Source organism: Nitrospirota bacterium (assembly GCA_040754395.1).
Taxonomy (GTDB): Bacteria; Nitrospirota; Thermodesulfovibrionia; order Thermodesulfovibrionales; family SM23-35; genus JBFMCL01.
On the sequence record JBFMCL010000002.1, the window covers coordinates 23,281 to 46,040 of the forward strand.

Genomic DNA, 22,760 nt, shown 5'->3' on the forward strand with positions numbered 1-22,760 from the left:
ACTGATTATTGGGCATTGGTAATTCATCGCTATGGATATCCTTAAGGCGGTAAAAGAACGCAGGAGCATCCGCAACTTCCAGAAGAAGATGATTCCGGATGACCTGATCGGGAAACTGATGGAAGCCCTGATCTGGGCGCCGAGTGCCGGCAACCTGCAGGCAAGAAAGTTCTATTTCGTCAGAAAGGATACCGTGAAGCAGAGGATTGCCGCAGCTGCGCTTAACCAGAATTTTATTGCTGAGGCCCCGCTTGTGATAGTCGGCTGCACGGACAGCCGGATACATCAGAAATATGGAGAACGCGGGGTTCACCTTTATTCGATTCAGGATGTTGCAGTAAGCATCATGGGCATGATGCTTGTTGCGCATGAGTACGGACTCGGCTCTGTATGGGTTGGTGCATTCCGTGAAGATGATGTGGGCAGGATATTGGGCACGCCAAAACATTTGCGGCCTGTGGCCATTGTTCCTGTTGGGTATCCCGCAAAAATCCCTCATGCTCCCCCGAGAGTGTCAAAAAAAGAAGCAGTGGAGGTAATAGAATGAAGATAGCTGTGAATACCGGAGGCGGAGATGCACCTGGACTGAATGCGGTTATCAGAGGCATCGTACTCGCGGCCTATAAAAAGGGATGGGAAGTTTTTGGAATCACTTACGGGTATCAGGGCCTCATTGATACGAAGCAGATTATCCGTCTCACCCCTGAATATGTCTGGGATATCACGAATATCGGGGGAACTATTCTCGGTTCCGCAAGCAAGGGAGACCCCTTTCACTATCCTTCAAAGATCCATGGCGGACCTGTCGCAGAGACCGATATCTCTGATCTGGTGGTTTCAAACTTCAGGGCGCTGGGGTTTGATGCACTTATTGCGATCGGCGGAGACGGGAGTCTGCGCATTGCAAACGAGTTTATCAAAAAAGGCCTGCAGATCATCGGCGTACCAAAGACCATTGATAATGACATCAGCTCTACGGAGGTTACATTCGGCTTTGATACCGCGGTCAATACCGCAACAGAAGCAATTGACAAGCTTCATACCACGGCAAAGTCCCACGACAGGGTAATGGTAGTCGAGGTCATGGGCAGATTCGTGGGATGGATAGCACTGAATTCCGGAATCTCCGGTTCTGCTGATGTCATCCTTATTCCCGAGATACCGTTCGATATTGAGAAGGTCTGCAAAAAGATACGGCAGCTTGCCCTCATCGGACAGGACTATGCGATCGTTGTGGTTGCCGAAGGTGCAAAGCCTGTCGGTGGAGACATCACTGTTGTCGAAGGGAAAAAGCCCGGAAGTGAAGTAAGGCTCGGGGGGATAGGGAAAAAAGTAGCGGAAGAAATCAGCAAAAGAACGGGAAAGGAAACACGGGACATTCTTCTCGGCCATCTGCAGCGAGGCGGAGCCCCCACTACCTTTGACAGACTGCTCTCACTGAGATTCGGTGCCGCCGCGGTAAGATTTGTCGAGGAGAAGAAATTCGGAACGATGGCGGCACTCCGTTCAACAGAAATCGTGAGCGTCCCAATCGAAGAAGCAATCGGCCAGATGAAATCCGTGCCCCAGGATTCCGATATTATCCTTACGGCAAGATCACTCGGCATATGCTTTGGTGACTAACCTGCTTCATACAGGCATTTTCTGATTCCGAAAACGCGCACGGGGAAGCGGCTACTGAAAACTGCTCAATTCCTCTATCTTCTGCTTCATATCATCCGGCACAGGGCTTGAGAATTCGAGATATTTGCCTGTTGCCGGGTGGACGAACCCCAGAATTGCGGCATGAAGCATCTGTCTCGGGAAGGTGATTTTTGCTGCTCCTTTCCCTCTCTCGGCTTCAACCTTTTTTCCATATGTCCTGTCTCCAAGCACGGGATGTCCGATTGAGGCAAAATGCACTCTGATCTGATGAGTCCTTCCGGTTCCCAGCTTCACCTCAATCAGTGTCACGCTCCCGAGCCTCCTGAGCACCTTCCATTTGGTAACCGCCTCTTTCCCTCGTCTTGCATGCGTAGACATTTTTTTCCGGTCAGATCCTGAACGACCGATCCTGCGCGATATCTCCCCCTGCTCTTCAGAGAGAGCGCCAGAGACAAGCGCGATATATCTCCGGCCGACTGTCCTCCGCCTGAACTGCTCAACAAGGCCATAATACGCGTTATCATCGAGAGCAATAACTATCACACCTGACGTATCCTTATCAAGCCTGTGCACTACACCCGGCCTCAACGGACCCCCTGCTGACGCAAGATTCGGGCAATGATACGCAATCGCGTTCATGAGTGTGCCCTGATTGTGACCTGCGGCAGGATACATCACCATTCCTGCGGGCTTGTTAACCACAACGAGATACTCATCTGCATAGAGGATATCTACAGGAATCGGCTCGGGCTCAAGCCCTTCGTTACTCTTTACGGGAAGTTCAATAGCGATAGTGTCGCCTGCCCTGATTCTGTAGTTCCTGGCTGTCTGCCTTCCGTTGACAGAGACATGCCCCTTCTCGATAATTTTCTGTATCTGCGAGCGGGTAATTGCAGTCCTGGCTGCCAGAAAGACATCCAGGCGTTCGCCTGCTTCGGATATCTGTACGACCATCTCCTGAATAGTCACGGTCAATCCAGGCCGGATGCTTCCGGACAGCCTGATGTCATCTTTATCCTTCTGCAGGAAAAACGTGCCCGAGTAAACGAAAAGATGTTCAGTATTTGAGTATTCCCATTCTCGAAATTTCAGATTCCAGATCGACTATTCTCCTTCTCTGTCCCAGCTCCATCATAAACGAAACCGCATAAATAACCCCTGCTGCGAGCATGACATAGACCGCGTTTTCAACAAAGAGGTTCTGCTGCAAAAATCCCACTTCTTCAAGGAATCTGAATTTCGCCGCAATAAAAAACACCGCAAATACGAGGAAGATGAATTGAATGAAGCGCACAAAATTCCTAATGCTCTTCTCCTGTCCCCTGAGTGCATTCATTGTGCGCACTTTTATATCGAGTATGCAGCTCACACATTCCCTGCTTCCTGAAGCCCGGTGCCTCCTGCAAAGAGGCCCCCTTCTGCATGTCGGGCAGGAAAATCCGCCTGAGGCAGCAAAATAATCTCCGCATATCAGACATTGAATAAGCCCTTCTCCGCCGGGCACCCGTTGTTTTGTCTTGCCGGATACACTCATGTCTTCACCTCACATCATGATAGGCTTCAGCCCGCACCTGATCAAAGTCAGAAAGAACAGGCTGCCCCTTGAAAATACCGGAATGCATTATTCTAATAGATTCTAATGCCTTTTCCCTGAAAAATAAAGTTTTCGAACAGCCGGAATACCTTTTCCCCTGATGTCTCCGGGTTCTCTTCCCGTGTATTTCATTACCCCGCCGATTCAATTCTGCTGGATATAGAGTATCCTGATATCATGAGCATTTCTGTGATCTGTATCACAGAAATCCCGGTATTCAACATCGGGCAGGAAATTCTTATCTGAAGGATTTTCAGCGGGGGAGAGAAGCGATGCGTCTCAGAAAAAACCTCATCAAAACATCACTTTTGAAACTCCCCTTGCCGTAGGATCTTTTCCAGCTCTGCAATGCGTTTTTCATGCAGAAGAAAGTTTTTCAGCATTCTGTTCACTGTTCCACCCGGCCGGGCACTGCGGTGAGGCTATGCAGCGTCCGCAAGCAATCGTCCCCTTTGACTTCTGGTCCGCGATATGATATTCATGGGCTTAACCATTCCATGAGTCTTCCTCATTCATTCTTCCGGAAATATAAGAATGTAGCCCTTAAGAAGCACTCTTGTCCCTGTCTGCGTGTGACCATCCGGACAGCCCCCGTTACTGCATTCAAGGGTTACAGGGAAATGCCCGGCTTCAATGATTAAGGAGACGATACGCTGAGTTAATCTGCAAAACAGGCCATGAGCATTCTCATGGTTCATTTCTCATCGCTTCAAGCCGTGCCACCCGCTCTTCCACAGGAGGATGGGTGCTGAAGAGTTTGAGAAGCCCTCCTCCTCTCAGCGGGTTCACGATGAACATGTGAGAGGTTGCAGGATTCGCCTGCAGGGGTATTTTCTGAGAAGCCATTTGCAGTTTCTTCAGGGCATTGGCAAGGTATCGAGGATTCCCGGCAATCCGCGCACCACCCGCATCTGCACCATATTCTCTTGAGCGGGATATCGCCATTTGTACAAGCAAGGCAGCGATCGGGCCGACGATCATCATGACGATGGTCGCAATAGGACTGCCATGCTCTCCGTCTTCGTCACTTCTCCCCCCCCCGAATATCATTGCCCATTGTGCCATTTGGGCAAGATAGCTGATTGCACCTGCGATGGTTGCCGCAATTGTCCCGACAAGAATATCCCGGTTTTTGATATGCGCCAGTTCATGGGCTATGACACCCTCCAGTTCTTCTCTCGAAAGAATCCGCATGATGCCCGTGGTCACAGCAACCGCGCCGTTTTTCGGATTCCTGCCCGTGGCAAATGCATTCGGCTGTTCTTCGTTGATCATGTATACCCTCGGCATCGGCAGTCCCGCCTTCTGCGCAAGCCTCCTGACGACTCCGAAAAGCTCCGGGGCTTCAGCTTCTGTGACCTGCTGCGCCCGGTACATCTTCAGCACAATCTTGTCGCTGAACCAGTACGTGATGAAATTCATGCCGAAGGCCAAGACAAGGGCGATTGTCATGCCGGATCTTCCTCCTAATGCTGCCCCGACAAAAACCAGGAGCAGGGTCAATGTAACCATCAATGCCATTGTTTTCAATCCGTTCATCATTACATCCTCCTTCTTCCATAAAAAAACCTTCACCACGAAATATCCTGTATCGTGATAAAGGTCTTGCTTGTTAGGTTGTCCTAACCAGTGGTACCAGGCCTTTCAGCCGTATTGGTGATATCCACTGATTCAGCTACTCCCCTTTACTTAAATAATCCTATCTTAATATGAAATATGCTGTCAAGCGATAAATTACGCATGCACAACAGGAGAACAGCCAGTCCCGGAGGTTCGTTGTCGTCGAAGACACGCAGGGAAAAACTCCAATGAATCTATCTGAACGGCCGCCGAAGAGATCCCCTCAGATAAAATGGTGATAAGATAGTGCTGTTGCATCCGGCTTCTTTCAGCAACAAACAATATCAGGAATTGCTATAATGAAGCATAGCATATCCGCAAATCATAAAATCACAGGGAGACATGCATGAATGCGATAAAAATTATGCCTTGCCTTGACATGAAGGATGGGAGGGTAGTAAAGGGAATTAATTTCATCAATTTACGGGATGCCGGAGATCCGGTAGAAAACGCGGCTTTCTATCAAAAAGAGGGAGCCGATGAATTGGCGATGCTGGATATCGCAGCAACGGTAGAAAACCGGAAGACAAGGCTGGAGTGGGTCAAAAACGTCTCATCAGTCATCAGCATTCCCCTGACAGTTGGCGGAGGGATTGCCACTCTCGAAGATATTGCACTTGTATTCGATGCGGGAGCCGATAAGGTTTCGATGAACAGCGCTGCCGTTAAAAATCCCGAGATAGTCAGACTGGCGGCCAAAGCGCATGGTCCGGAAAGAATAACGGTTGCCATTGATGCCAGAAGGAATACACACATGCCATCCGGCTTTGAATTAGTCGTTTCCGGAGGAACGAAGCCTGTGGGCAAAGATGCGATCGCATGGGCAAAACAGTGTCAGGATTTGGGGGCCGGCGCAATCCTTCCAACGAGCATGGATGGAGACGGCACACAGGCAGGGTATGATCTGGAATTCACGAAAGCCGTCTCTGATGCGGTGGATTTGCCGGTTGTGGCCTCAGGCGGTGCCGGTAAGCTGGAACATTTCTATGAAGCGGTAACAAAAGGAGGCGCGGATATTCTTTTGGCTGCTTCCGTATTCCACTATCGCATATTCAGCATCAGAGAAGTGAAAGAATACTTAAGGCAGAAAGGCTTGCAGGTGAATCCGTAATAATCGGCTCCGGAACTCATTTGCGGACAAATGCAACCCGGGCATTGATAGCAAAACTTGCCATCAATGTATTCCTCAGGCGTATATCCGGAGGATTGCCACTCTCCACAATAAACCGGCCGATGCGCTTTGCTATGCATGGAGTTACGAGAAAATCCTTTGAGCATGTCTGAAACTGCAGGATACAATGCGAAAAAAATCGCGGAATGTGCAGTCGGAAAGAAAGGCGCAACACAAAAAACAACTGAATTTACTTCCCTTCTCCGGATTCTCAAAAGAAGAAAATTACGGACTGTTGTTGAAATAGGAACTGCGAAAGGCGGAACTCTTTATGCCTGGTGCAAAACCGCCGCTTCGGATGCCCTCATAATAAGCATAGATTTGCCCGGTGGGCCTTTTGGGGGAGGGTATACGCGGAATGACATAAAGAAATTCATAAAATATAAAAAGAGAAATCAGGATCTGCACTTTCTCAGGAAAGACTCACATAAACAGGAAACAAAAAACAGATTGGTCAGGATACTGGATGGCCGGAAAATAGACCTCCTGTTTGTTGATGGAGACCACAGATATTGGGGAGTCAAAAAAGATTTTCAACTCTACTCCCCCCTTGTAAAACAAAATGGCCTCATTGTATTCCACGATATTCTTTGTCACCCGAAAGTCCCGGCATGCAGAGTGGACAAATTCTGGAATGAAATTAAACACAGGTATAAGAATGTGGAATTCATCGACAGGGAGGATGATCGCGGGTGGGGGCAGTGGGGAGGAATCGGAGTTATCTATTATGTGCCACAAAAAAAATTTGACAGATGAAATTGCATTTGCTATAACTCTATGGGATTTGTGTCAATATGAAGATTTCCCGATAAGGGCGGGCGGGGAATACGGTACAGGTTACCCCTGAGCCACAGGAATAAGCGCATAAAGGAGACACAACAATGACAGGCCCCAAGAAAAACCAAATACTGATAGCGGATGACAACGAGATTTCTGCGACCTATCTAGGACTTTTTCTCAAGAAAATAGGGTTCACTTCGATCTATGCCAGAAACGGACTTGATGCGCTGAGGGCATTGAATTTTGAGAGGCCGGATGCAATTTTGCTGGATATCGGGATGCAGCCGATAGACGGCATAACCGTGCTCAAGCATATAAAAAAGGATGAGAAAATTTCCCAAATACCTGTCATCATGGTATCCGGCGATGAGAGCGCAGAGACAATCGAAAAATGCAGACAGAACGGGTGCGCGGGGTATCTGAAAAAGCCTGTGTCCATAACAGAACTGCATAAGGTATTGGAGGGATGTCTTTTTTCAAGACGGAAGCATTATCGGGTTTCATTGAACAAGGAGGTTATCGTAATTTACGATGAAAAATCCTATGCGCTTTTTACCGAAACGCTCTCTGAGGGGGGAGTGTATGTCAGGAAAAAAGACCCTTTCCCTGTAGGCGCTGAAGTCCAGGTTATTCTGCCTTTTCTTGATAGGGGGTCTTTTTCCCTTCAGGGAACAATCGTTTACACAAAGAACCATTTGGAAACCGGTTCTGATATTCTTTCAGGCATGGGCATACAATTCAAAGAATTCCCTGATGCTGCGGCAAAGATACTGAAAACATACATAGAAAACACGATCACAGCAGGCACCCGGGTGGTCTGAACAAATCGTTTCCTCTGCATTTCTCTGCTTGTCACAACAACTGAGAATCACTGAAACGCCTGCCCCAATTTTACACCGGCGTAAGAGTTGAAATCAGAATGTGCACGTTCTTTCCGGCAGTGCGGAATCCCGTCCAATCCCCACCGCCTACTCTGGTAGGATTATCATTGTCCACGCTTACTTGGTATAATGAAGCGGGAAGACATATGATGTACCCTGATGCATAAATAATTTGCAGATGCTTGATAAAAAGTGAGCGTGGAGAAATGTTGAACACGGTAAAAATACCCGAGCAGTTCCAGGTCATATTTGAAAAAGCGCAGGAGTATGTTGATAAGTATTTCAGAGAAAAAAAAGAATCTCCGGCCAGGGGAACAATCGAGATCTTTGGAGAGCGGTACATATTGGTACGCGCCGCCTCCATGTCAGTAGACTTTTTCGAGACCATCACGAAACTTTATAAAAAAGAGGGGGAAAAAGAGGCGCTGAATATTGCCAGACAGCTCCTTTTCGATATAGCCCATGCCATAGGCAAGCAGGACGCAAAGAATTTTCACAGCAAGATGAACCTGAAAGATCCAATTGAAAAGCTGTCGGTGGGGCCTATTCATTTTTCTCATTCCGGATGGGCGTTTGTGGATATTTCCCCGGAATCCAACCCCTCATCTGACAAGAATTATTACCTTCTTTATGACCACCCGTATTCATTCGAGTCTGCAGCCTGGCTGAAATCAGGGAAGAAAAGCGCGTTTCCTGTGTGCATCATGAATGCCGGATATTCTTCGGGATGGTGTGAGGAGAGTTTCGGGATAACGCTGGTTGCCTCGGAAATACTGTGCCAGGCAAAAAGCGATCACACCTGCAGGTTTATCATGGCACCTCCGTCCAGGATAGAACGGCATATTGCCAATTACCTGAAAAAAGAGCCTGAACTGGCAAAAAAGAAGACGACATACGAGGTGCCCGGGTTTTTCAAGAGGAAGGAAATAGAAGCAGAGCTTCGCGATTCTGAGCAGAAGTTCAGGGCGATTTTCGACAAAGCTACAGATGGCATACTCCTGTCGAATATCAGAAAAAAGAAGATTCATCTTGCGAATGAAATGATGTGCCGGATGCTGGGGTACGATCATGATGAAATCAAACACCTCGGTATTACGGACATTTACCCTGAAAAAGATGTGCCAGCGGTACTCGATCAATTTGAAAGGCTGAAAAGAAAAGAGCTGCCAGTGGCCGAGAATATTCCGGTGAAAAGAAAGGACGGAACTGTTTTGTATGCTGACATAACCTTGTCCCCTGTCACTCTTGGAGAAACAGAATTCCTGATTGGGATATTCAGGGACATCACTGAACGCAAGCAGTCAGATGAACTCATCAGGAAACTCAACACGGAACTTGAAGAACGGATCTTTCAGCTGACAGTTGCCAATGAGGAACTTGAAGCTTTCAGTTACTCCGTCTCGCATGACCTGCGTGCGCCGCTTCGCCATATTGCAGGATTTGCGGATCTCCTCCAGCAAAACTCTGTTCAGGTCCTGGATGAGGAGAGCAAGAGACATCTGCGCATCATTGCAGATTCGGCAAATCAGATGAAGAGCATGATTGATGACATCCTGTCCTTTTCGCGGATAGGCAAAGCTGAACTGAGATACATTTTAATAAGGACTGACGAGCTTGTGAGGGAAGCTATTACTACCCTGCAGCCGGAGCTCGAAGGAAGGGATATTGTATGGGTCATCCATCCCCTGCCCGACATGTACGGGGATTATGCAATGCTCAGGCTTGTTTGGGTCAATCTGATCGGAAATGCATTGAAGTTTACCCGTTCACAAACGCCGGCAAAAATCGAGATCGGGTGGACTGGAAAAAACGAAGAGAATGTTTTCTATATCAAGGACAACGGGGCAGGTTTTAATATGAAATATGCACACAAACTGTTTCGTTTATTTCAGCGCCTGCATGATACCGAAAGTTTTGAAGGGACAGGGGTTGGGCTTGCAAATGTCAGACGCATTGTGCACCGGCTCGGGGGAAAAACATGGGCGGAAGGAAAAGTGGACAGGGGAGCGACGTTCTATTTTTCCCTTCCCGTCGCACATAAGGAGAATATATCACAAGATGGCAACTTTCTCCAATAAATGAAATCGTCAAGGAATACGAGGCAGCAGGAGGGGAAACTCATTTTATGAGCAGGGAGGCAATGCAGAAAGAAATCCGCATATTACTGCTTGAAGACAATATAACTGATTCTGAGCTGCTGCTCAGGGAACTGCGAAAAAACGGGCTGTTATGCAAATCAGAGAGAGTGGACACAGAAGAAGGCTTTCGAAAGACAATTGACGCTTTTCACCCTGACATAATCCTCGCTGATTACACCCTCCCGCAGTTCGACGGACTGTCTGCCCTAGCAATCGCTCACGAATGCTGTCCCGATGCGCCTTTCGTCTTTGTCACCGGCACAATGGGAGAAGAAATAGCAGTGAATGCGCTCAAAATGGGCGCTACCGACTATGTCCTCAAAGATCAGTTATCGCGGCTTGCGCCTGCGGTAACACGGGCACTGCAGGTGTCAGAAGAGATATCGGAGCGGAGACGATTACAGCAGGCATTGCGAGAAAGCGAGAGCCTGTACCGACTCCTGGCAGAAAATACATATGATATGATCACTCGCCATCTGCCTGACAGCACATATCTCTATGTTTCTCCCGCATGTCGCGCTTTGTTCGGCTATGAACCTGAAGAATTGTTGGGCACAAAAGCATTTGCGCAGATGCACCCCGAGGATGTCAAAAGGGTTATATCCATTTCGCAAGAGGCGGTAAGAACAGGCGGAGCCAATGTAGCGCAATATCGCCATCTCACAAAAGATGGACGATATATCTGGGTGGAGACCGCCGGGAAAGTCATAAAGAATGCGGCAACAGATGAGGTTGAGGACATTATCTGTGTTGTGCGCGATATCACCGATCGCAAGCAGACTGAGGACGAATTGAAAAAGAGCAGGCAGCAGATACGCATGCTGCTTGATTCTGCTGCTGAGGGGATCTACGGGATAAACCTTGAAGGAAAATGCACTTTTGTGAATGCGGCATGTCTCCGGATCATTGGCTATGACGACGAAAATCAGGTGCTTGGGAAAAATATGCACCATTTGATTCACGCGAAGTACCATGACGGCTCTGCGTATCCCGAAGAAAAGTGCAGGATTTACGAGGCATTTAGAAAAGGAGAAAAGGTCCACGCAGATGACGAGGTATTATGGAAAGCTGACGGAACGAGTTTCCCTGCGGAGTATTGGTCGTATCCGGTTGTGGAAGGGAACAGCGTAATCGGTGCAGTGGTGACATTTATTGACATCACGGAACGCAGGTTGGCAGAGGAGATGGAAAATCAGAGGACTGAACAAAAGCTCCTTAACAAAGAAGCGCTGCTCTTTCTCATGCAGATGCACCCGGAAAACAGGGAACAATTATTGAAACACCTCACCCTGGTGGCCGCCCAGATACTCGGAGTGGAGCGGGTAAGCGTCTGGTTTATCAACATGCAACATACAGAAATCATGTGTGAGGTTCTCTATATATTGTCAACGCACATGCACGAAACTGGGGTAAGGCTTTATGCGAAACACTTTCCTCAGTACTTTGCAGCACTGGAGGAAGACCGGGTGGTTGCTGCAGAGAATGCACTGAGCGACCCTCGCACGAGCGAGATGGCCGAAGACTATCTGAAGCCGCATGGCATTGTATCCAAGATGGATGTCCCGATACGAAGACACGGGAATATCGTCGGGATTATGTGCTTTGAACACCCGGAGACAAGACGATGGACAGATGATGAGAAGGAACTTGCAGGTTCTCTTTCCCATATCCTCACGGAAAATCTGGAAAATTTCGACCGCAAAAAAGCAGAGATGGATTTGAGAAAGCATCGGGAGGAACTCCAGAAAAGGGTAAAAGAACTTGAGGAATTTTATCAGCTTGCTGTCGGCAGGGAATTAAGGATGAAAGACCTCAAGGAACAAATTGAGGAACTGGAGGCAGAATTGGTAAAATACAAGACGTCCTGAACTTCGATTAATAAAATCCCTTTAACGTCGTCTCAAGTTTTGTGCTGTCGAAGGGCTGCCGTACAAGCGGAGTGTCACTGATCACCGGGATTCTTTTCTCGAGAGCCGGACGTTGGTTCCTGTACAGGATACCGAGAGGGATGCGGTCTCCCCACTCGAGCGCTCTGCTGAATGCCCCTGCCCTGTCTTCTGGATTGTATTCCGCCTCTATATGGTAGACACGCTTCGCATACCATTCATAGGTATTGATTTTATTGAACGTCACGCATGGCTGAAGGATATCGAGGAGCGAAAACCCTTCATGACGGATCGCCTCTTTCATGAGTCCTTTCAGGTGGCCTGAATCTCCGGCATAGCTTCTGGCGACAAAGCTGCAGTCGAGGGCGATTGCAAAAGCCAGGGGGTTCAGCTGTTCCGCAAATACACCGAAGGGGTGGTTTTTTGTCACCATGCCCTCCATGCTTGTCGGAGAAGGCTGTCCTTTCGTCAACCCGTATATCTGGTTGTTATGGACAAACAGGGTGATGCCGATATTTTTTCTCATGGCATGGATCAGATGATTGCCGCCTTCGCCATAGCAGTCCCCGTCTCCCGTAACAGCAATAACAGGCATGTCATGATTGGCGAGCCTTACCCCTGTGGCAACCGGGAGGGCTCTTCCGTGCAATCCGTTAAAGGCATTGCATTTCACATAGTGGGGGAATTTGCTCGATTGTCCGATGCCGGATACGATAATAAACTGATGCGGCGCGAGGCTGAGTTCAAGAACGGCCTCCTTGAATGTTTTGAGAATTCCGAAATTCCCGCATCCTGGACACCACGCAGGTGTCTGTCCCTTATAATCTTCCAGTACCGGCACTGATTTCTCCTGTAAGTTCTTCTACCAGAAATGGCCTTCCGTCATATCGGTGAATGTGTGATATGAATTCAAATCCGGTCTCGGCCCTCATGATATGCGCAAACTGCCCTGTGGCGTTGTGTTCGATACATACGGAGACCTTCGCATTCCTCAGCAGTGCAAGGTAATCGACTGCATCCGTTGAGGGAAGCGGATAAATCTCTGAAAAATGCAGCATTGCGATAGCAGTGTCTTTTTTCAGAAGTTCAACCGCTTCCTTCATTATCCCGTACGTGGAGCCCCAGCCGCATATCAGGATTTCCGGCTGTCTGCTTCCGTAAAATACGGGCGGCCCGATCTCCTGCCTGATGAGGGGCATTTTGGCAAACAGCCTCTTCCGGACCATCCTGTTCCGTGTCTCGGCATCCTCTATGATATGGCCATCCTCATCGTGCTCGTCACTGTCTGCAATTACAAGGTTCTCTGAATCTCCCGGAACTCCCATCGGGGAAATGCCGCTTTCGGTAAACGCATACCGTTTGTATCCTTCAGTCTTTTTGAACTCGTCTCCCCTGAGGCGATAGTCACGGCAAGTGACCCTTTTCAGCTCGATGTCATCAAATGTCCATCCAGTATCCCCGAGATACTGGTCGAAAATCACAATTGCCGGTATCTGGAATTTCTCGGCCATATCAAAAGCCTTGCCCGTAAGGGAGAATGCCTGCTCAGGTGTGCCGGGCGCAAAGATGACCCGCGGAAATTCACCGTGTCCGGCATGCAGCGCAAACAACAGATCCCCCTGTTCCGTCCTTGTCGGCAGCCCTGTGGCAGGTGCAGGCCTTTGCCCGAGAGCGATAACCACCGGGGTTTCGGTCATCCCGGCAAGGGACAGCCCCTCAGCCATCAGCGCAAACCCTCCTCCTGCTGTCCCTGTCATTGCCCTGACACCCGCAAAAGATGCGCCGATCGCCATGTTGATGGCTGCGACCTCATCCTCGGCCTGTTCGACAATAATCCCGTATTCCTTTTCCCTGCCCGCAAGATAATTCATGATGCCAGTCGAAGGCGTCATCGGATATGCCGAATAAAACCTGCACCCTGCTGCCAGCGCGCCGAATGCGATACCTTCGATGCCCGACATCATCAGCTTCGGGTTTCCAGCCGGCGCGGGAACGAAAGAACATTTCGGGCAGTTCTTCATCGCATATTCATGCCCGGACCGGGCTGCATGCAGGTTGGCCTCGATGACGGCTTCGCCTTTTTTCCCGAAGGTATCCCTGATAATGCCGGAAAGAATTTCCAGATTTAGTCTCAGCATGCCCAGCACTGCCCCGGTTGCAACAGTGTTCGCCATGATCTTGTTCCCATACCCGGCAGCGATATTCAGAAAAGGAATATCGAGGAAATTCAATTTTTCATGGGCATGTCCGAGATAGGAGGCGTCGTATATCAGAAGGCCGCTTTCAGTCAGCTCATGTGCATGAAGTGATATGCTTTCCTTATCGAGGGCGACAAGGATGTCGATACCGGTCCTTGACGCTGCGACCGGTTTTTCCGAAATCCTTATCTGAAAGAAGTTATGTCCCCCCCTTACGCGGGATTCATAATCCTGATGGGTAAAGACATGGTATCCGGAACGCGAAAAAACCCTTGCGAGGGTATCCCCGATGGTCTGGATCCCCTGTCCTGCCTCGCCACCTATCTTTATCGAATAGTCCATATGAATTATATTGATGATTTACATGAGCGATATCCGCTCTCAATAAGTGTTTATTACACGAAACTTTTTTTCAGATTGTTCAGCCAGACGATATGGCTTTTTTCCTCCTTAATGATGGCATCGATAACCTCTTTTTCTTTCACCGACTCCCTCAGCGTGTAATAGTAGAGTAATGTCTCTCTCTCGAAACAGAGAGCGAAATCAATCGCTTCTGCAGCTGTCTTCACATGCTCCAGAGAGGGAAGGCATTTGTCTGTGCCGAGAAAAAATTCTGAATCCACTATCGCCCTGAGATACTGGGCAACCTCATCCCATCCTTCCGGCGAGGTATCCTGAAGCGTCTTTTCGAGCCCGGAGAAACTTGCCCCGTGTCTGAGCTCATGTGCAGCAAGGAGGTCGAACAGCTTTTTCAGCTCGCTGTTGTCATGAAACTTCTTCGCCATTTCCGTGTAGAATTCATTCCCCAGCTTTTCCGCCTGCACAGCCTGTTCAACAATCTCCCTGACCGAAAACGTTACCATATCCCCTCCGTGTTGAAATATTTTGTTCTTTGCAGCATACTTGTTCCCCTTCTGTGAAATAGCATCGCCGCAACGTACCGAACTGATGCCCGTGACACGGAAATCACGGACAACGCCGAATGGCGCGATAGGTCACAGATGAAGCAATAACTTACTTAAAGTTTAGATGATATTCCTGATATCGTCAATATTTATGATTCTTTTCTGGAGGAGATTCACTAACACAATGAAGCCGCCGCATGGAAGGGGTAGCGCTTTTTTTGCTGATTTGCTCCCTCCGGCTATCCGGTGAAGAGGGGGAGAAACGGGATTGGGTGCACCGTGCTCTTCGAGCCTGCATGTATCCGCAAAATCGCATCCATCCTCATAGAAAGGACATGAGGTACAGAGATACCGGAAAAGAATTTCCTGTGTCTTCGCGGCAGGTACACCGTCTGCCTTATCAAACGGTATGTTCAGGCCTTGTCCGTGTAATTTTTCTATTACCAGGAACCCCAAACAGGCAAGGTCTTCCTTTTCTGCAGACTTGTAATATCGACAGAAGGTGCCGCAAAGCTTCTTCCTTATTTCCTCGCTCAATGCCTTCTTTCCGATGCCTTCGGGATTTTCTGTATACCCGTTTATTTTACGTATTCCTCTGTCCGCCTCCCGGTTGACTGTTTCTTCACGGGAATTCTTGCTGATATCCGGGTACCTTTCCCTGGTGCTGAATCAATCTTCAGATATCCGTTGAGAAGGGTAACCCGTTCGTGCATCCATTTTATTCCTGCAGTGTTTCCCGATTCCCTTACCGCCCTGTGATCAAATCCCTTTCCGTCGTCTTCTATCTTAATTTCGAGCCTTTCCGGACTGCAGGTAACACACACCTTCACATCATCTGCACCTGCATGGCGCGACACGTTCGTCAGGGCCTCCTGCACGATGCGGTATGCCGCTGTTTCTATCTCCGGCCCGAAGCGCATATCCAGGCCGCTATGGGTAAATTGCACCTTTATATTTGTCCGTAAGCGGTAACGCTCACAATACCACTGCAACGCTGGCAGCAGTCCCTGGTCATCCAGCATCGACGGGCGCAGATCAAACGACATATTCCGCACCTTGAATATCAGCTCCTGCACAAGAGCAAGTGCATCGTGCATTTTTTGCGGCATCTCTCCTGCAGGAAGTGCAGCAAACCCTTCAAGATACATTCTGAGTCCGTTGAGTGATTGCCCGATCTCATCATGCAGTTCCTGCGCGATTGAGCGGCGTTCATCTTCCTGTACTTCTATCAGGCGACCGGAAAGGGCCTGCAGACGTTCGGCGTATTGTATGAGGGTCTTTTCATCCAGTTTCCGTTCCGTGATATCGCGGATTATTCCAACCGCTTCCCATTTCCCCTTCACCTGTATTACCGAAATGGACGCCTCTATCGGGAACAGTGTTCCGTCTTTTCTGACAGCAAGGAACTCAAGGGTTTTCCCCACAACAGGTCCCTTTCCGGTGGACCGGAATACCCTGAATCCATCCTTGTAGGCCTGGTAATACTCCTGCGGCACGAGAAGCATATGAAGTTCCTTTCCAAGCGCCTCGTTATTTGTGTATCCGAATATTTTTTCTGCTGCCGGATTCCAATAGGAAATTTTTCCCTCATCGTTCATAAGGATCACTGCATCGGTTGCAGTTGCGGTTATTCCACGGAATTTCTCCTCGTTTGCCTTCAGGGCATCTTCAACCCTTTTCCTTTCAAGGATCTCTCCTTCCAGTTCTTCGACTACGATCTCCAGCTGTCTGGTACGATCACTGACCCTTTTCTCCAGTTCTTCATTTAATATCCTGATGGATTCCTCAGCTTTTCTGCGCGCTGTCATGTCGCTTATGACTGCAAAGAAACCGATAAAATTTCCCTTATCGTCATGCATCGGCCTTGGAGAAATGACGGTATGGATTTTCTGTCCGTCTTTCTTCACACAGGTAAGATCATAGGTAACAAATATGCCTTCACCGTGAGCATCGAGATGTTCCCTGAATTTCTCATGTTCTGCGAGATCAATACAATCAGTCGCATGCCGCCCGAGCAGCTCTTCTCTGGGAAAACCGAGCATTTTACAGATGCTGTTGTTCACAAAAGTTATGATGCCGTTCGTGTCCATAACACAGAGGCCCTCATTCATTGTCTCCACCAGCATCTGGTAACGCTCCATGCTTCTCCTGAGCGCCATTTCGGCATGCTTCAGGCGGATTATCGCCTGAATGCGGGCGAGAAATTCATGCGGTGATACCGGACGAACGATATACCCGTCAGCTCCGATTTCGAGGCCCCGAATCTGGTTTTCTGAAGACACCATCATGCCTGAAATCAGAACGACAAAGGTATCCCGGAGGTCGGGGTCTTCCTTGATCTGTTTGCAGAGATCGTATCCGCTGACATCCGGAAGCATTATATCCAGCAGGATGAGGTCCGGATGCGCCATTCTGGCTATCCGCAACCCTTCTTCCCCCGTAGCTGCCGTAAGCACCTGATGGCCGGAGAACTGCAGGATACTTGAGTTCAGGAGAAGGAGATCAGGGTCGTCATCAATACAGAGGACCGTTGCCTTTGCATTTGTCATAAAATCTCCAATTGTTCTGGGAAGAAACGGATTTCCTACAGTATATCACAAATACATTTTCGGAGTGATGCACAACAGGCTTCTGTGATACGGTACAATAAGAACATGAAATATTTTCTCACAGAGGATTGCGTGCTGAAATGGCTTGAAAATCCGTCTGTCTATCACCTCGGACATGATGACCTGTATGAGCTTGATGACCTTTCCTTCGCGTTCCTCAGGAAATGCGCTTCAGACGGCGGCTGCAGCGCGGAACAGACTGAATTTATCCGCTACTGTCTGCATGAAGGGATCCTGACCAAAGACCGGTTGACGACGATGAAACATCCTGCTTTGATAAAATCTCCGGTTCCGTCACTCCGTTATCTGGAACTGCAGATTACAGACAGATGCAATCTCAGGTGCCGGCATTGCTATATCGGAGATACAAAGGTGAGCGTCAGGAGGGGAAAATACCGGAAAAAGGAACTCACGATTACACAGATAAAAAAAATCCTGAAAGAATTTGAGGAAATGCAGGGACTGCGGGTCCTTGTCTCCGGCGGAGAGCCTTTGATTCACAGCCGGTTCGGAATGATTAATGACATGCTCCCCGGATTTTCCGTACGCAAAGTCCTTTTCACAAACGGCCTGCTGCTGACCCGTGCAACGCTCGAAACACTGCATGTGGATGAGATTCAGGTGAGCATCGACGGTCTTCAGCACGCACATGATTCACTAAGGGGGCAGGGAAGTTACAAAGCAGCGCTCAAAGCCGTCTACATGGCTCTCGATTCAGGGTTCGAGGTTTCTGTCTCGACAATGGTCCATCCCGGAAATCTGAACGATTTCGACTCACTGGAGACATTATTCAAAAAAATAGGAATAAGGGACTGGACAGTTGATGTGCCGTGTGTTACCGGGAGACTCAAAGAGCACGGACAGTTTGAAATAAGTCCGGAAGAGGGCGGGAAATACCTTGGGTACGGGTTTGGTGAAGGGCTTCATTCCGGGTCTTCAGGATTTGGATGCGGTCTCCATCTTATGGCGGTAATGGCCGACGGAAATGCTGCAAAATGCACCTTCTATGCGGAAAGCCCTGTCGGCAACATACAGGACGGGCTCAGAAAATGCTGGCAGAGGATACCGCCGGTAAGGCTTGCCGACCTGAAATGCGACTGCGGTCATCTCGAATTATGCCGGGGAGGATGCAGATACAGGGCAGCTCTTCTTGGTGATCCGTACGGCAGGGACCTTTACAAGTGCAAAATGTATGATATAATGTAAAAATAAGCCTGGCATGAAGTCAGGATACTCCTATGAAAGGGGGCAGGAAGTCATGACAATAAAAAAGGTATCAAAGAGGGTTGCGTTGACCTGCAAATGCAAGAGCTCCTGCTAGAATCTTCTGAATTAGTGGGACATATGTAAAAGGACAAAAGAAAGGCGGGAAAAATATCCCGCCTTTCTTTTGTCCTTTTACGTTACTGAATGATAATCGCCTGCACAGGACAAATGTCCGCAGCTTCCTGGCAGTTGCAGGTATCGCACTTGTCAGGCCCTATCACATGTGCCTTGCCATCGTCGCCCACCTTGAACACCTCCGGGCAGATTTCTTCACATGAGGCACATCCCTCGCATAAGTCTTCATCAACTACCGGTTTTGGCATTTCATTCCCTCCGTATATCGAATTTTGCTGGCATTAATCCTTTCTTCCTGTCTTAGCCTTCAGAAAGAAATCATTCCCCGGGTCAAGTGCACGCATAGTTATTTTTTCAGCTCAAAGTTCCTGATAAACTGCCCCACCTGAACACCGAGATAGACACATTTGATATTGTTCATACACTCATCAGCGTCTTTCTTTTCGAGATGTGTGGTAAGCTGATGTTCGCCCTTCTTCATCCTGACAATATAGGCATTCTTTCCTTCGTCGAATTCGAGACTTACCGTGATGCCGTGTTGAAAAATCTCCGGATACATCTCAAGAATTTTGTCCTGCAGTGCATCCTTTGTATATCCCATCCGCATGCCCTCCTTTTGGGAAAATCACCGGGAACAGGTCAGCAGGATTACGCCCACGGTGTTCCGCCGTCAACCATGCTGTGTTCCTCCCACATATACCAGTTTCCGGTGTCCGACATGAAATTATAGGTATTTGCAAAAATCGCATAATGCTGTTCTTCCTCTTTAATAAGCCTCTCAAAAAGGGCCTTCTCTTTCTGCTGCTGTGTTTCTTTCTCGATATGCCTGTAGAATTCGATGCCTTCCTTCTCCATCTGCATGGCAATTTTAAATGCCTCAAGCTCGTCCTGAGTTGCTTCGACCCTGTTCATCATCTGATCCTTCATGGATTCGAATATTGTCTTTATATTCTTCATCGGGCTGACCTGCTGGATTGTTACATCTGCCTCCTTGAATATCTGGGCAAGCATCTTCAGATGCCTCTTTTCATCCTCAGTAACGCTCAAAAACATTTTTTTGCCGACAGGATGACTGGTTTTTTCAGCAGCTTCCGAATAAAAGTCTATTGCGTCTTTTTCCATTTTAATCGCTATTTCAATCGCATTCATCTTATCCTCCCTTTCTGCATGCTCTTGTTTTTCAGTTTAGTCATTTTGCCAAGGATTATCAACACCCCGTGAAAAGTTTGCATCGTCAGTACGTCTCGAAGCTGACAAATTCATCGATATTCCTCCTGAATGCCCTTGGAAGAAGGGGTACCCCTGACTTCAGGTATCCCACAGCTATCAGCATCGGGATAATCTTGTCTGCTGGTACGCCGAATTCCTTCTTAATGCAGTCTTCCTCAAACCCGTCCATGGGATGGGTATCAAGACCCAGTCCCTTTGCAGCCAGCATCAGATTCATTGCGAACAGTGCGGTATTTTTTGCCGCAAATATCTTGCGCTTCAGGCTTTCTTCGGTGCCCTGGAGGTTCCTTGCAATGGTGGCATATGTCTCTCTTTTCTCGGGCGTCAGAAATCCCAGTTCTATCCAGCTGTCGAGTACCCGGTCCAGATTTTCTTCCAGTCCTTTCGGATCAGCAATCATGATGAGCACCGCTGATGCCTCCTCAACCTTTGGCTGGTTGAATGCGCATCTCCTTAAGGTCTTCTTTTTTTCCGGATCACGCACCACAATTACCCTCCATGGCTGGAGATTGAATGAGGATGGAGAAAGGTTTCCAATTTCAAGCAGTTCCCTGAGGGTTCTGTCGGAAATCTCCTTGCCGGACTCGAAATAATTTATAGAGCGCCGCTCTTTTATCGTCTGGATTACGTCCATGGCAAACTCCTTTCCGGATAGCTTATATATGAATTTTTATAGTTTTATATTAATATATTCAGAAATAAAGTCAAGTCTACTCAACGCATGAATAACGTGTCCTTCATACAGGTCTATCCGACTCTGCGATGCAATCAGCGCTGCGGGTTTTGCTTCAACCAGACGATTCCCGCGATGTCGTCGTACAGGGATATGTCCGCGGATGAAGCGTTTCTGCTGGCTGATTTCCTTGTAAAAAACGGTTTCCGGGAAGTTGATGTCCTTGGTGGTGAACCGATGCTTCTGCCCTGGATGAAGGATTTCATCGCTCACATAGCTCACAAAGGTCTGATCATCAATGTCAGCACAAATGGCAGCATGCCGGAAAAAATCCGGGAGCTCGCGGATATTACGTCTGATCGTATGAATATCGGCTTCTCCCTGCACGGTCTCCGTGAAACACATAACGCCTTAACGGGCTCTGACAATTATGCGCAGATACTCAGAGGGATAGAAATCATGCTCCGTGCAGAAAAAAACCCGATCGTGAAAAGCGCTCTCACCAGGGAAAATACCGACGAAATCCCTGATCTTGCCGTGTTTCTGAAAAACCTCGGGGTAACGCGGTACTACGTACTTCACGAAGATACCATCGGCAGAAGAAATGCATCCGGATTCTCATTTCCTGAATTCTGGAAGTGTTACCTCAGAATAAAAAACGATCTGGCGGGGATTCTTGACATCGGCTTTGTTGCTGCCTCTGCATTCTACAAGTCAGGAGGCAGCAGGGGTATCCGATGTGATGCAGGAGTGGAAAAAATGGCGTTACTGCCGGACGGTTCGGCATTCCCGTGCAACCTCTTTTTCGGTTTCGATGAGTTCCGCCTGGGGAATATTTTCAAAGATGAATTTGTAGAGATCGCGGGGAGTCCGGTGATTGAAAATTTGCGCAACTTTCAGGTAAATCAGTGCCGGGTCATTTCCTGCCGTCATCACGCGACCTGCACAGGAGGCTGTCCCGCGCACAGCTACTTTTTTCACGGTTCTGTTGACGCTCCGGATCCCCGATGCAGTCTTGAATATCAGACATAGATACACAGTGGTGGAGTGTACGGATACCCCTTCTATCTCTGATGCTCTTCGCCCTTTATGACAAGCCAGTAGACAAAGCCAATGACCAGGATCGATGCGATCAGATAGACCATCATCTCTGACTGATCATGCCTGAGTGTCGCAATCATCGTCTCCCTGATCACTGCAACGAGTGCAACGCTTATAAATACGCTGATACGGAATTTCCCGCCTTTGAGGTGGGATATCTCCGTGTTCATCAGTTCGATCATCACCCAAATGATCAGCAGGGAACCGAGTGAAGAGATTATCCCCTTTTCCAGGTCTCCGGAGAACAGTTGTTTGACATCGGTGATAAAGAGTGCTATCGCCCCAAGTGTAAGACCTATTAATGCCAGGACAAGCACAAGATTCGCGCTCTGGAGAAATTTCTCAGAAAAATCGACGAGGGCGCTTTTGATGCGGTAAAGGGAAGAGTAATTCCTGATTTCTTCCTCAATATAGGATGATGTCATGACATCAAGGTTAATATCGAGAATCTTCTCAAAGGCAAGGACATTTGCGATAACCTCTTCTTCCGGCTCTCTCTGGCTATAAAGGATATTCACACACAGGGTTCTGATGATGTTCACAGCCCTGTTCAGATAATGTGCGTCTACCGCCCTTTTCACATGCACAATCCCTATCTTGATGAGTCTTTCATAGTACGTGTTGTCATACTTTCCCTCAAACATGGCAAGGAACCATTTCTGCTGGGCTGCCAGCAAATGTGCCCTGCTGGATTCCTCATCCAGCAGTCTTGCGCCGATTTTTGTGCTCATAATATAGGCACTGAGAGCGCCTGATATTTCTTCCACATGAACCTCCAGAACAGGTTTGAGTCTCATAAGTCTCTGCTCATCATCAGCGGTAAATTTATAATTATCCTTAATTTCCCTGAATGATCTCATCATATTTCAATCGCATACTATCGCGCATACATTTTTTATACTACTGTCATTCGCAGATATTCCAGCATGATGTCTGCTTTTCATCATTACGCCATCGGATATAAAAATCATTATAGCAAATATTTATTT

General features: G+C 48.2%; 22 protein-coding genes. 9 read left to right on the forward strand and 13 right to left on the reverse strand.

What is annotated here, in order from left to right:
- The first annotated feature begins 31 nt into the window (after window positions 1-31).
- Together AB1552_01275 and AB1552_01280 are read left to right on the forward strand one after the other, a co-directional pair.
- The gene (locus AB1552_01275) at window positions 32-547 is read left to right on the forward strand and encodes a nitroreductase family protein (GenBank protein ID MEW6052407.1); all 516 of its coding nucleotides are present in this window, start codon (window positions 32-34) and stop codon (window positions 545-547) included.
- Window positions 544-1,623 (forward strand): ATP-dependent 6-phosphofructokinase, encoded by a 1,080-nt coding sequence (locus AB1552_01280; protein ID MEW6052408.1) that lies wholly within the window; start codon window positions 544-546, stop codon window positions 1,621-1,623. Before AB1552_01275 ends, AB1552_01280 begins: the two co-directional genes overlap by 4 nt.
- Before the next feature lie 51 nt (window positions 1,624-1,674).
- On the opposite strand, the gene AB1552_01285 is transcribed toward AB1552_01280, so the two are convergent.
- From AB1552_01285 to htpX, 3 genes are all read right to left on the reverse strand, one after another.
- Entirely contained in the window at window positions 1,675-2,613 is a 939-nt protein-coding gene (locus AB1552_01285) for an RluA family pseudouridine synthase (protein MEW6052409.1), read from the reverse strand.
- A gap of 88 nt (window positions 2,614-2,701) precedes the next feature.
- Window positions 2,702-3,178 carry a hypothetical protein gene (locus AB1552_01290; protein ID MEW6052410.1) on the reverse strand — a complete coding sequence of 159 codons (477 nt, stop codon included), beginning with the start codon at window positions 3,176-3,178 and terminating at the stop codon, window positions 2,702-2,704.
- Between the two features lie 747 nt (window positions 3,179-3,925).
- Window positions 3,926-4,777 carry a zinc metalloprotease HtpX gene (gene htpX / locus AB1552_01295; protein MEW6052411.1) on the reverse strand — a complete coding sequence of 284 codons (852 nt, stop codon included), beginning with the start codon at window positions 4,775-4,777 and terminating at the stop codon, window positions 3,926-3,928.
- A gap of 427 nt (window positions 4,778-5,204) precedes the next feature.
- Here htpX and hisF point away from each other — a divergent pair, with 427 nt between their 5' ends.
- From hisF to AB1552_01320, 5 genes are all read left to right on the forward strand, one after another.
- Entirely contained in the window at window positions 5,205-5,969 is a 765-nt protein-coding gene (gene hisF / locus AB1552_01300; protein MEW6052412.1) for an imidazole glycerol phosphate synthase subunit HisF, read from the forward strand.
- Between the two features lie 165 nt (window positions 5,970-6,134).
- On the forward strand, window positions 6,135-6,785 hold the full coding sequence (locus AB1552_01305) for a class I SAM-dependent methyltransferase (GenBank protein ID MEW6052413.1): 651 nt from the start codon (window positions 6,135-6,137) through the stop codon (window positions 6,783-6,785).
- 125 nt (window positions 6,786-6,910) lie between these two features.
- Window positions 6,911-7,630, forward strand: a complete 720-nt coding sequence (locus AB1552_01310; GenBank protein MEW6052414.1) for a response regulator — start codon at window positions 6,911-6,913, stop codon at window positions 7,628-7,630.
- Between the two features lie 266 nt (window positions 7,631-7,896).
- Window positions 7,897-9,768, forward strand: coding sequence for an ATP-binding protein (locus AB1552_01315; protein ID MEW6052415.1), 1,872 nt, complete (start codon window positions 7,897-7,899; stop codon window positions 9,766-9,768).
- 62 nt (window positions 9,769-9,830) lie between these two features.
- On the forward strand, window positions 9,831-11,696 hold the full coding sequence (locus AB1552_01320) for a PAS domain S-box protein (GenBank protein MEW6052416.1): 1,866 nt from the start codon (window positions 9,831-9,833) through the stop codon (window positions 11,694-11,696).
- A gap of 7 nt (window positions 11,697-11,703) precedes the next feature.
- On the opposite strand, the gene AB1552_01325 is transcribed toward AB1552_01320, so the two are convergent.
- The 5 genes from AB1552_01325 to AB1552_01345 all read right to left on the reverse strand — a co-directional run bounded on the left by AB1552_01325 (window position 11,704) and on the right by AB1552_01345 (window position 17,366).
- A complete protein-coding gene (locus AB1552_01325) occupies window positions 11,704-12,555 on the reverse strand; it encodes a 2-oxoacid:ferredoxin oxidoreductase subunit beta (GenBank protein ID MEW6052417.1) in 852 nt (283 codons plus the stop codon).
- Complete coding sequence (locus tag AB1552_01330; protein MEW6052418.1) at window positions 12,533-14,254, reverse strand: 2-oxoacid:acceptor oxidoreductase subunit alpha; 1,722 nt, start codon at window positions 14,252-14,254, stop codon at window positions 12,533-12,535. Before AB1552_01330 ends, AB1552_01325 begins: the two co-directional genes overlap by 23 nt.
- A gap of 53 nt (window positions 14,255-14,307) precedes the next feature.
- Complete coding sequence (locus AB1552_01335) at window positions 14,308-14,775, reverse strand: ferritin family protein (protein MEW6052419.1); 468 nt, start codon at window positions 14,773-14,775, stop codon at window positions 14,308-14,310.
- Between the two features lie 162 nt (window positions 14,776-14,937).
- The gene (locus AB1552_01340) at window positions 14,938-15,354 is read right to left on the reverse strand and encodes a hypothetical protein (GenBank protein ID MEW6052420.1); all 417 of its coding nucleotides are present in this window, start codon (window positions 15,352-15,354) and stop codon (window positions 14,938-14,940) included.
- A gap of 41 nt (window positions 15,355-15,395) precedes the next feature.
- Window positions 15,396-17,366, reverse strand: a complete 1,971-nt coding sequence (locus AB1552_01345; GenBank protein ID MEW6052421.1) for a PAS domain S-box protein — start codon at window positions 17,364-17,366, stop codon at window positions 15,396-15,398.
- 105 nt (window positions 17,367-17,471) lie between these two features.
- On the opposite strand from AB1552_01345, the gene AB1552_01350 reads away from it, so the two are divergent.
- Window positions 17,472-18,632, forward strand: coding sequence for a radical SAM protein (locus tag AB1552_01350; protein MEW6052422.1), 1,161 nt, complete (start codon window positions 17,472-17,474; stop codon window positions 18,630-18,632).
- 197 nt (window positions 18,633-18,829) lie between these two features.
- On the opposite strand, the gene AB1552_01355 is transcribed toward AB1552_01350, so the two are convergent.
- The 4 genes from AB1552_01355 to AB1552_01370 all read right to left on the reverse strand — a co-directional run bounded on the left by AB1552_01355 (window position 18,830) and on the right by AB1552_01370 (window position 20,631).
- The gene (locus AB1552_01355; protein ID MEW6052423.1) at window positions 18,830-19,015 is read right to left on the reverse strand and encodes a ferredoxin; all 186 of its coding nucleotides are present in this window, start codon (window positions 19,013-19,015) and stop codon (window positions 18,830-18,832) included.
- Window positions 19,016-19,113: 98 nt separating this feature from the next.
- On the reverse strand, window positions 19,114-19,368 hold the full coding sequence (locus tag AB1552_01360) for a hypothetical protein (protein MEW6052424.1): 255 nt from the start codon (window positions 19,366-19,368) through the stop codon (window positions 19,114-19,116).
- 47 nt (window positions 19,369-19,415) lie between these two features.
- Window positions 19,416-19,916 carry a ferritin family protein gene (locus tag AB1552_01365; GenBank protein MEW6052425.1) on the reverse strand — a complete coding sequence of 167 codons (501 nt, stop codon included), beginning with the start codon at window positions 19,914-19,916 and terminating at the stop codon, window positions 19,416-19,418.
- Window positions 19,917-20,001: 85 nt separating this feature from the next.
- Window positions 20,002-20,631 (reverse strand): nitroreductase family protein, encoded by a 630-nt coding sequence (locus AB1552_01370; GenBank protein MEW6052426.1) that lies wholly within the window; start codon window positions 20,629-20,631, stop codon window positions 20,002-20,004.
- A gap of 96 nt (window positions 20,632-20,727) precedes the next feature.
- Between AB1552_01370 and AB1552_01375 the strand changes: the two genes are divergently transcribed.
- Window positions 20,728-21,702, forward strand: a complete 975-nt coding sequence (locus AB1552_01375) for a radical SAM protein (protein MEW6052427.1) — start codon at window positions 20,728-20,730, stop codon at window positions 21,700-21,702.
- 32 nt (window positions 21,703-21,734) lie between these two features.
- On the opposite strand, the gene AB1552_01380 is transcribed toward AB1552_01375, so the two are convergent.
- On the reverse strand, window positions 21,735-22,634 hold the full coding sequence (locus AB1552_01380) for a protoglobin domain-containing protein (protein ID MEW6052428.1): 900 nt from the start codon (window positions 22,632-22,634) through the stop codon (window positions 21,735-21,737).
- Window positions 22,635-22,760 lie beyond the last annotated feature (126 nt).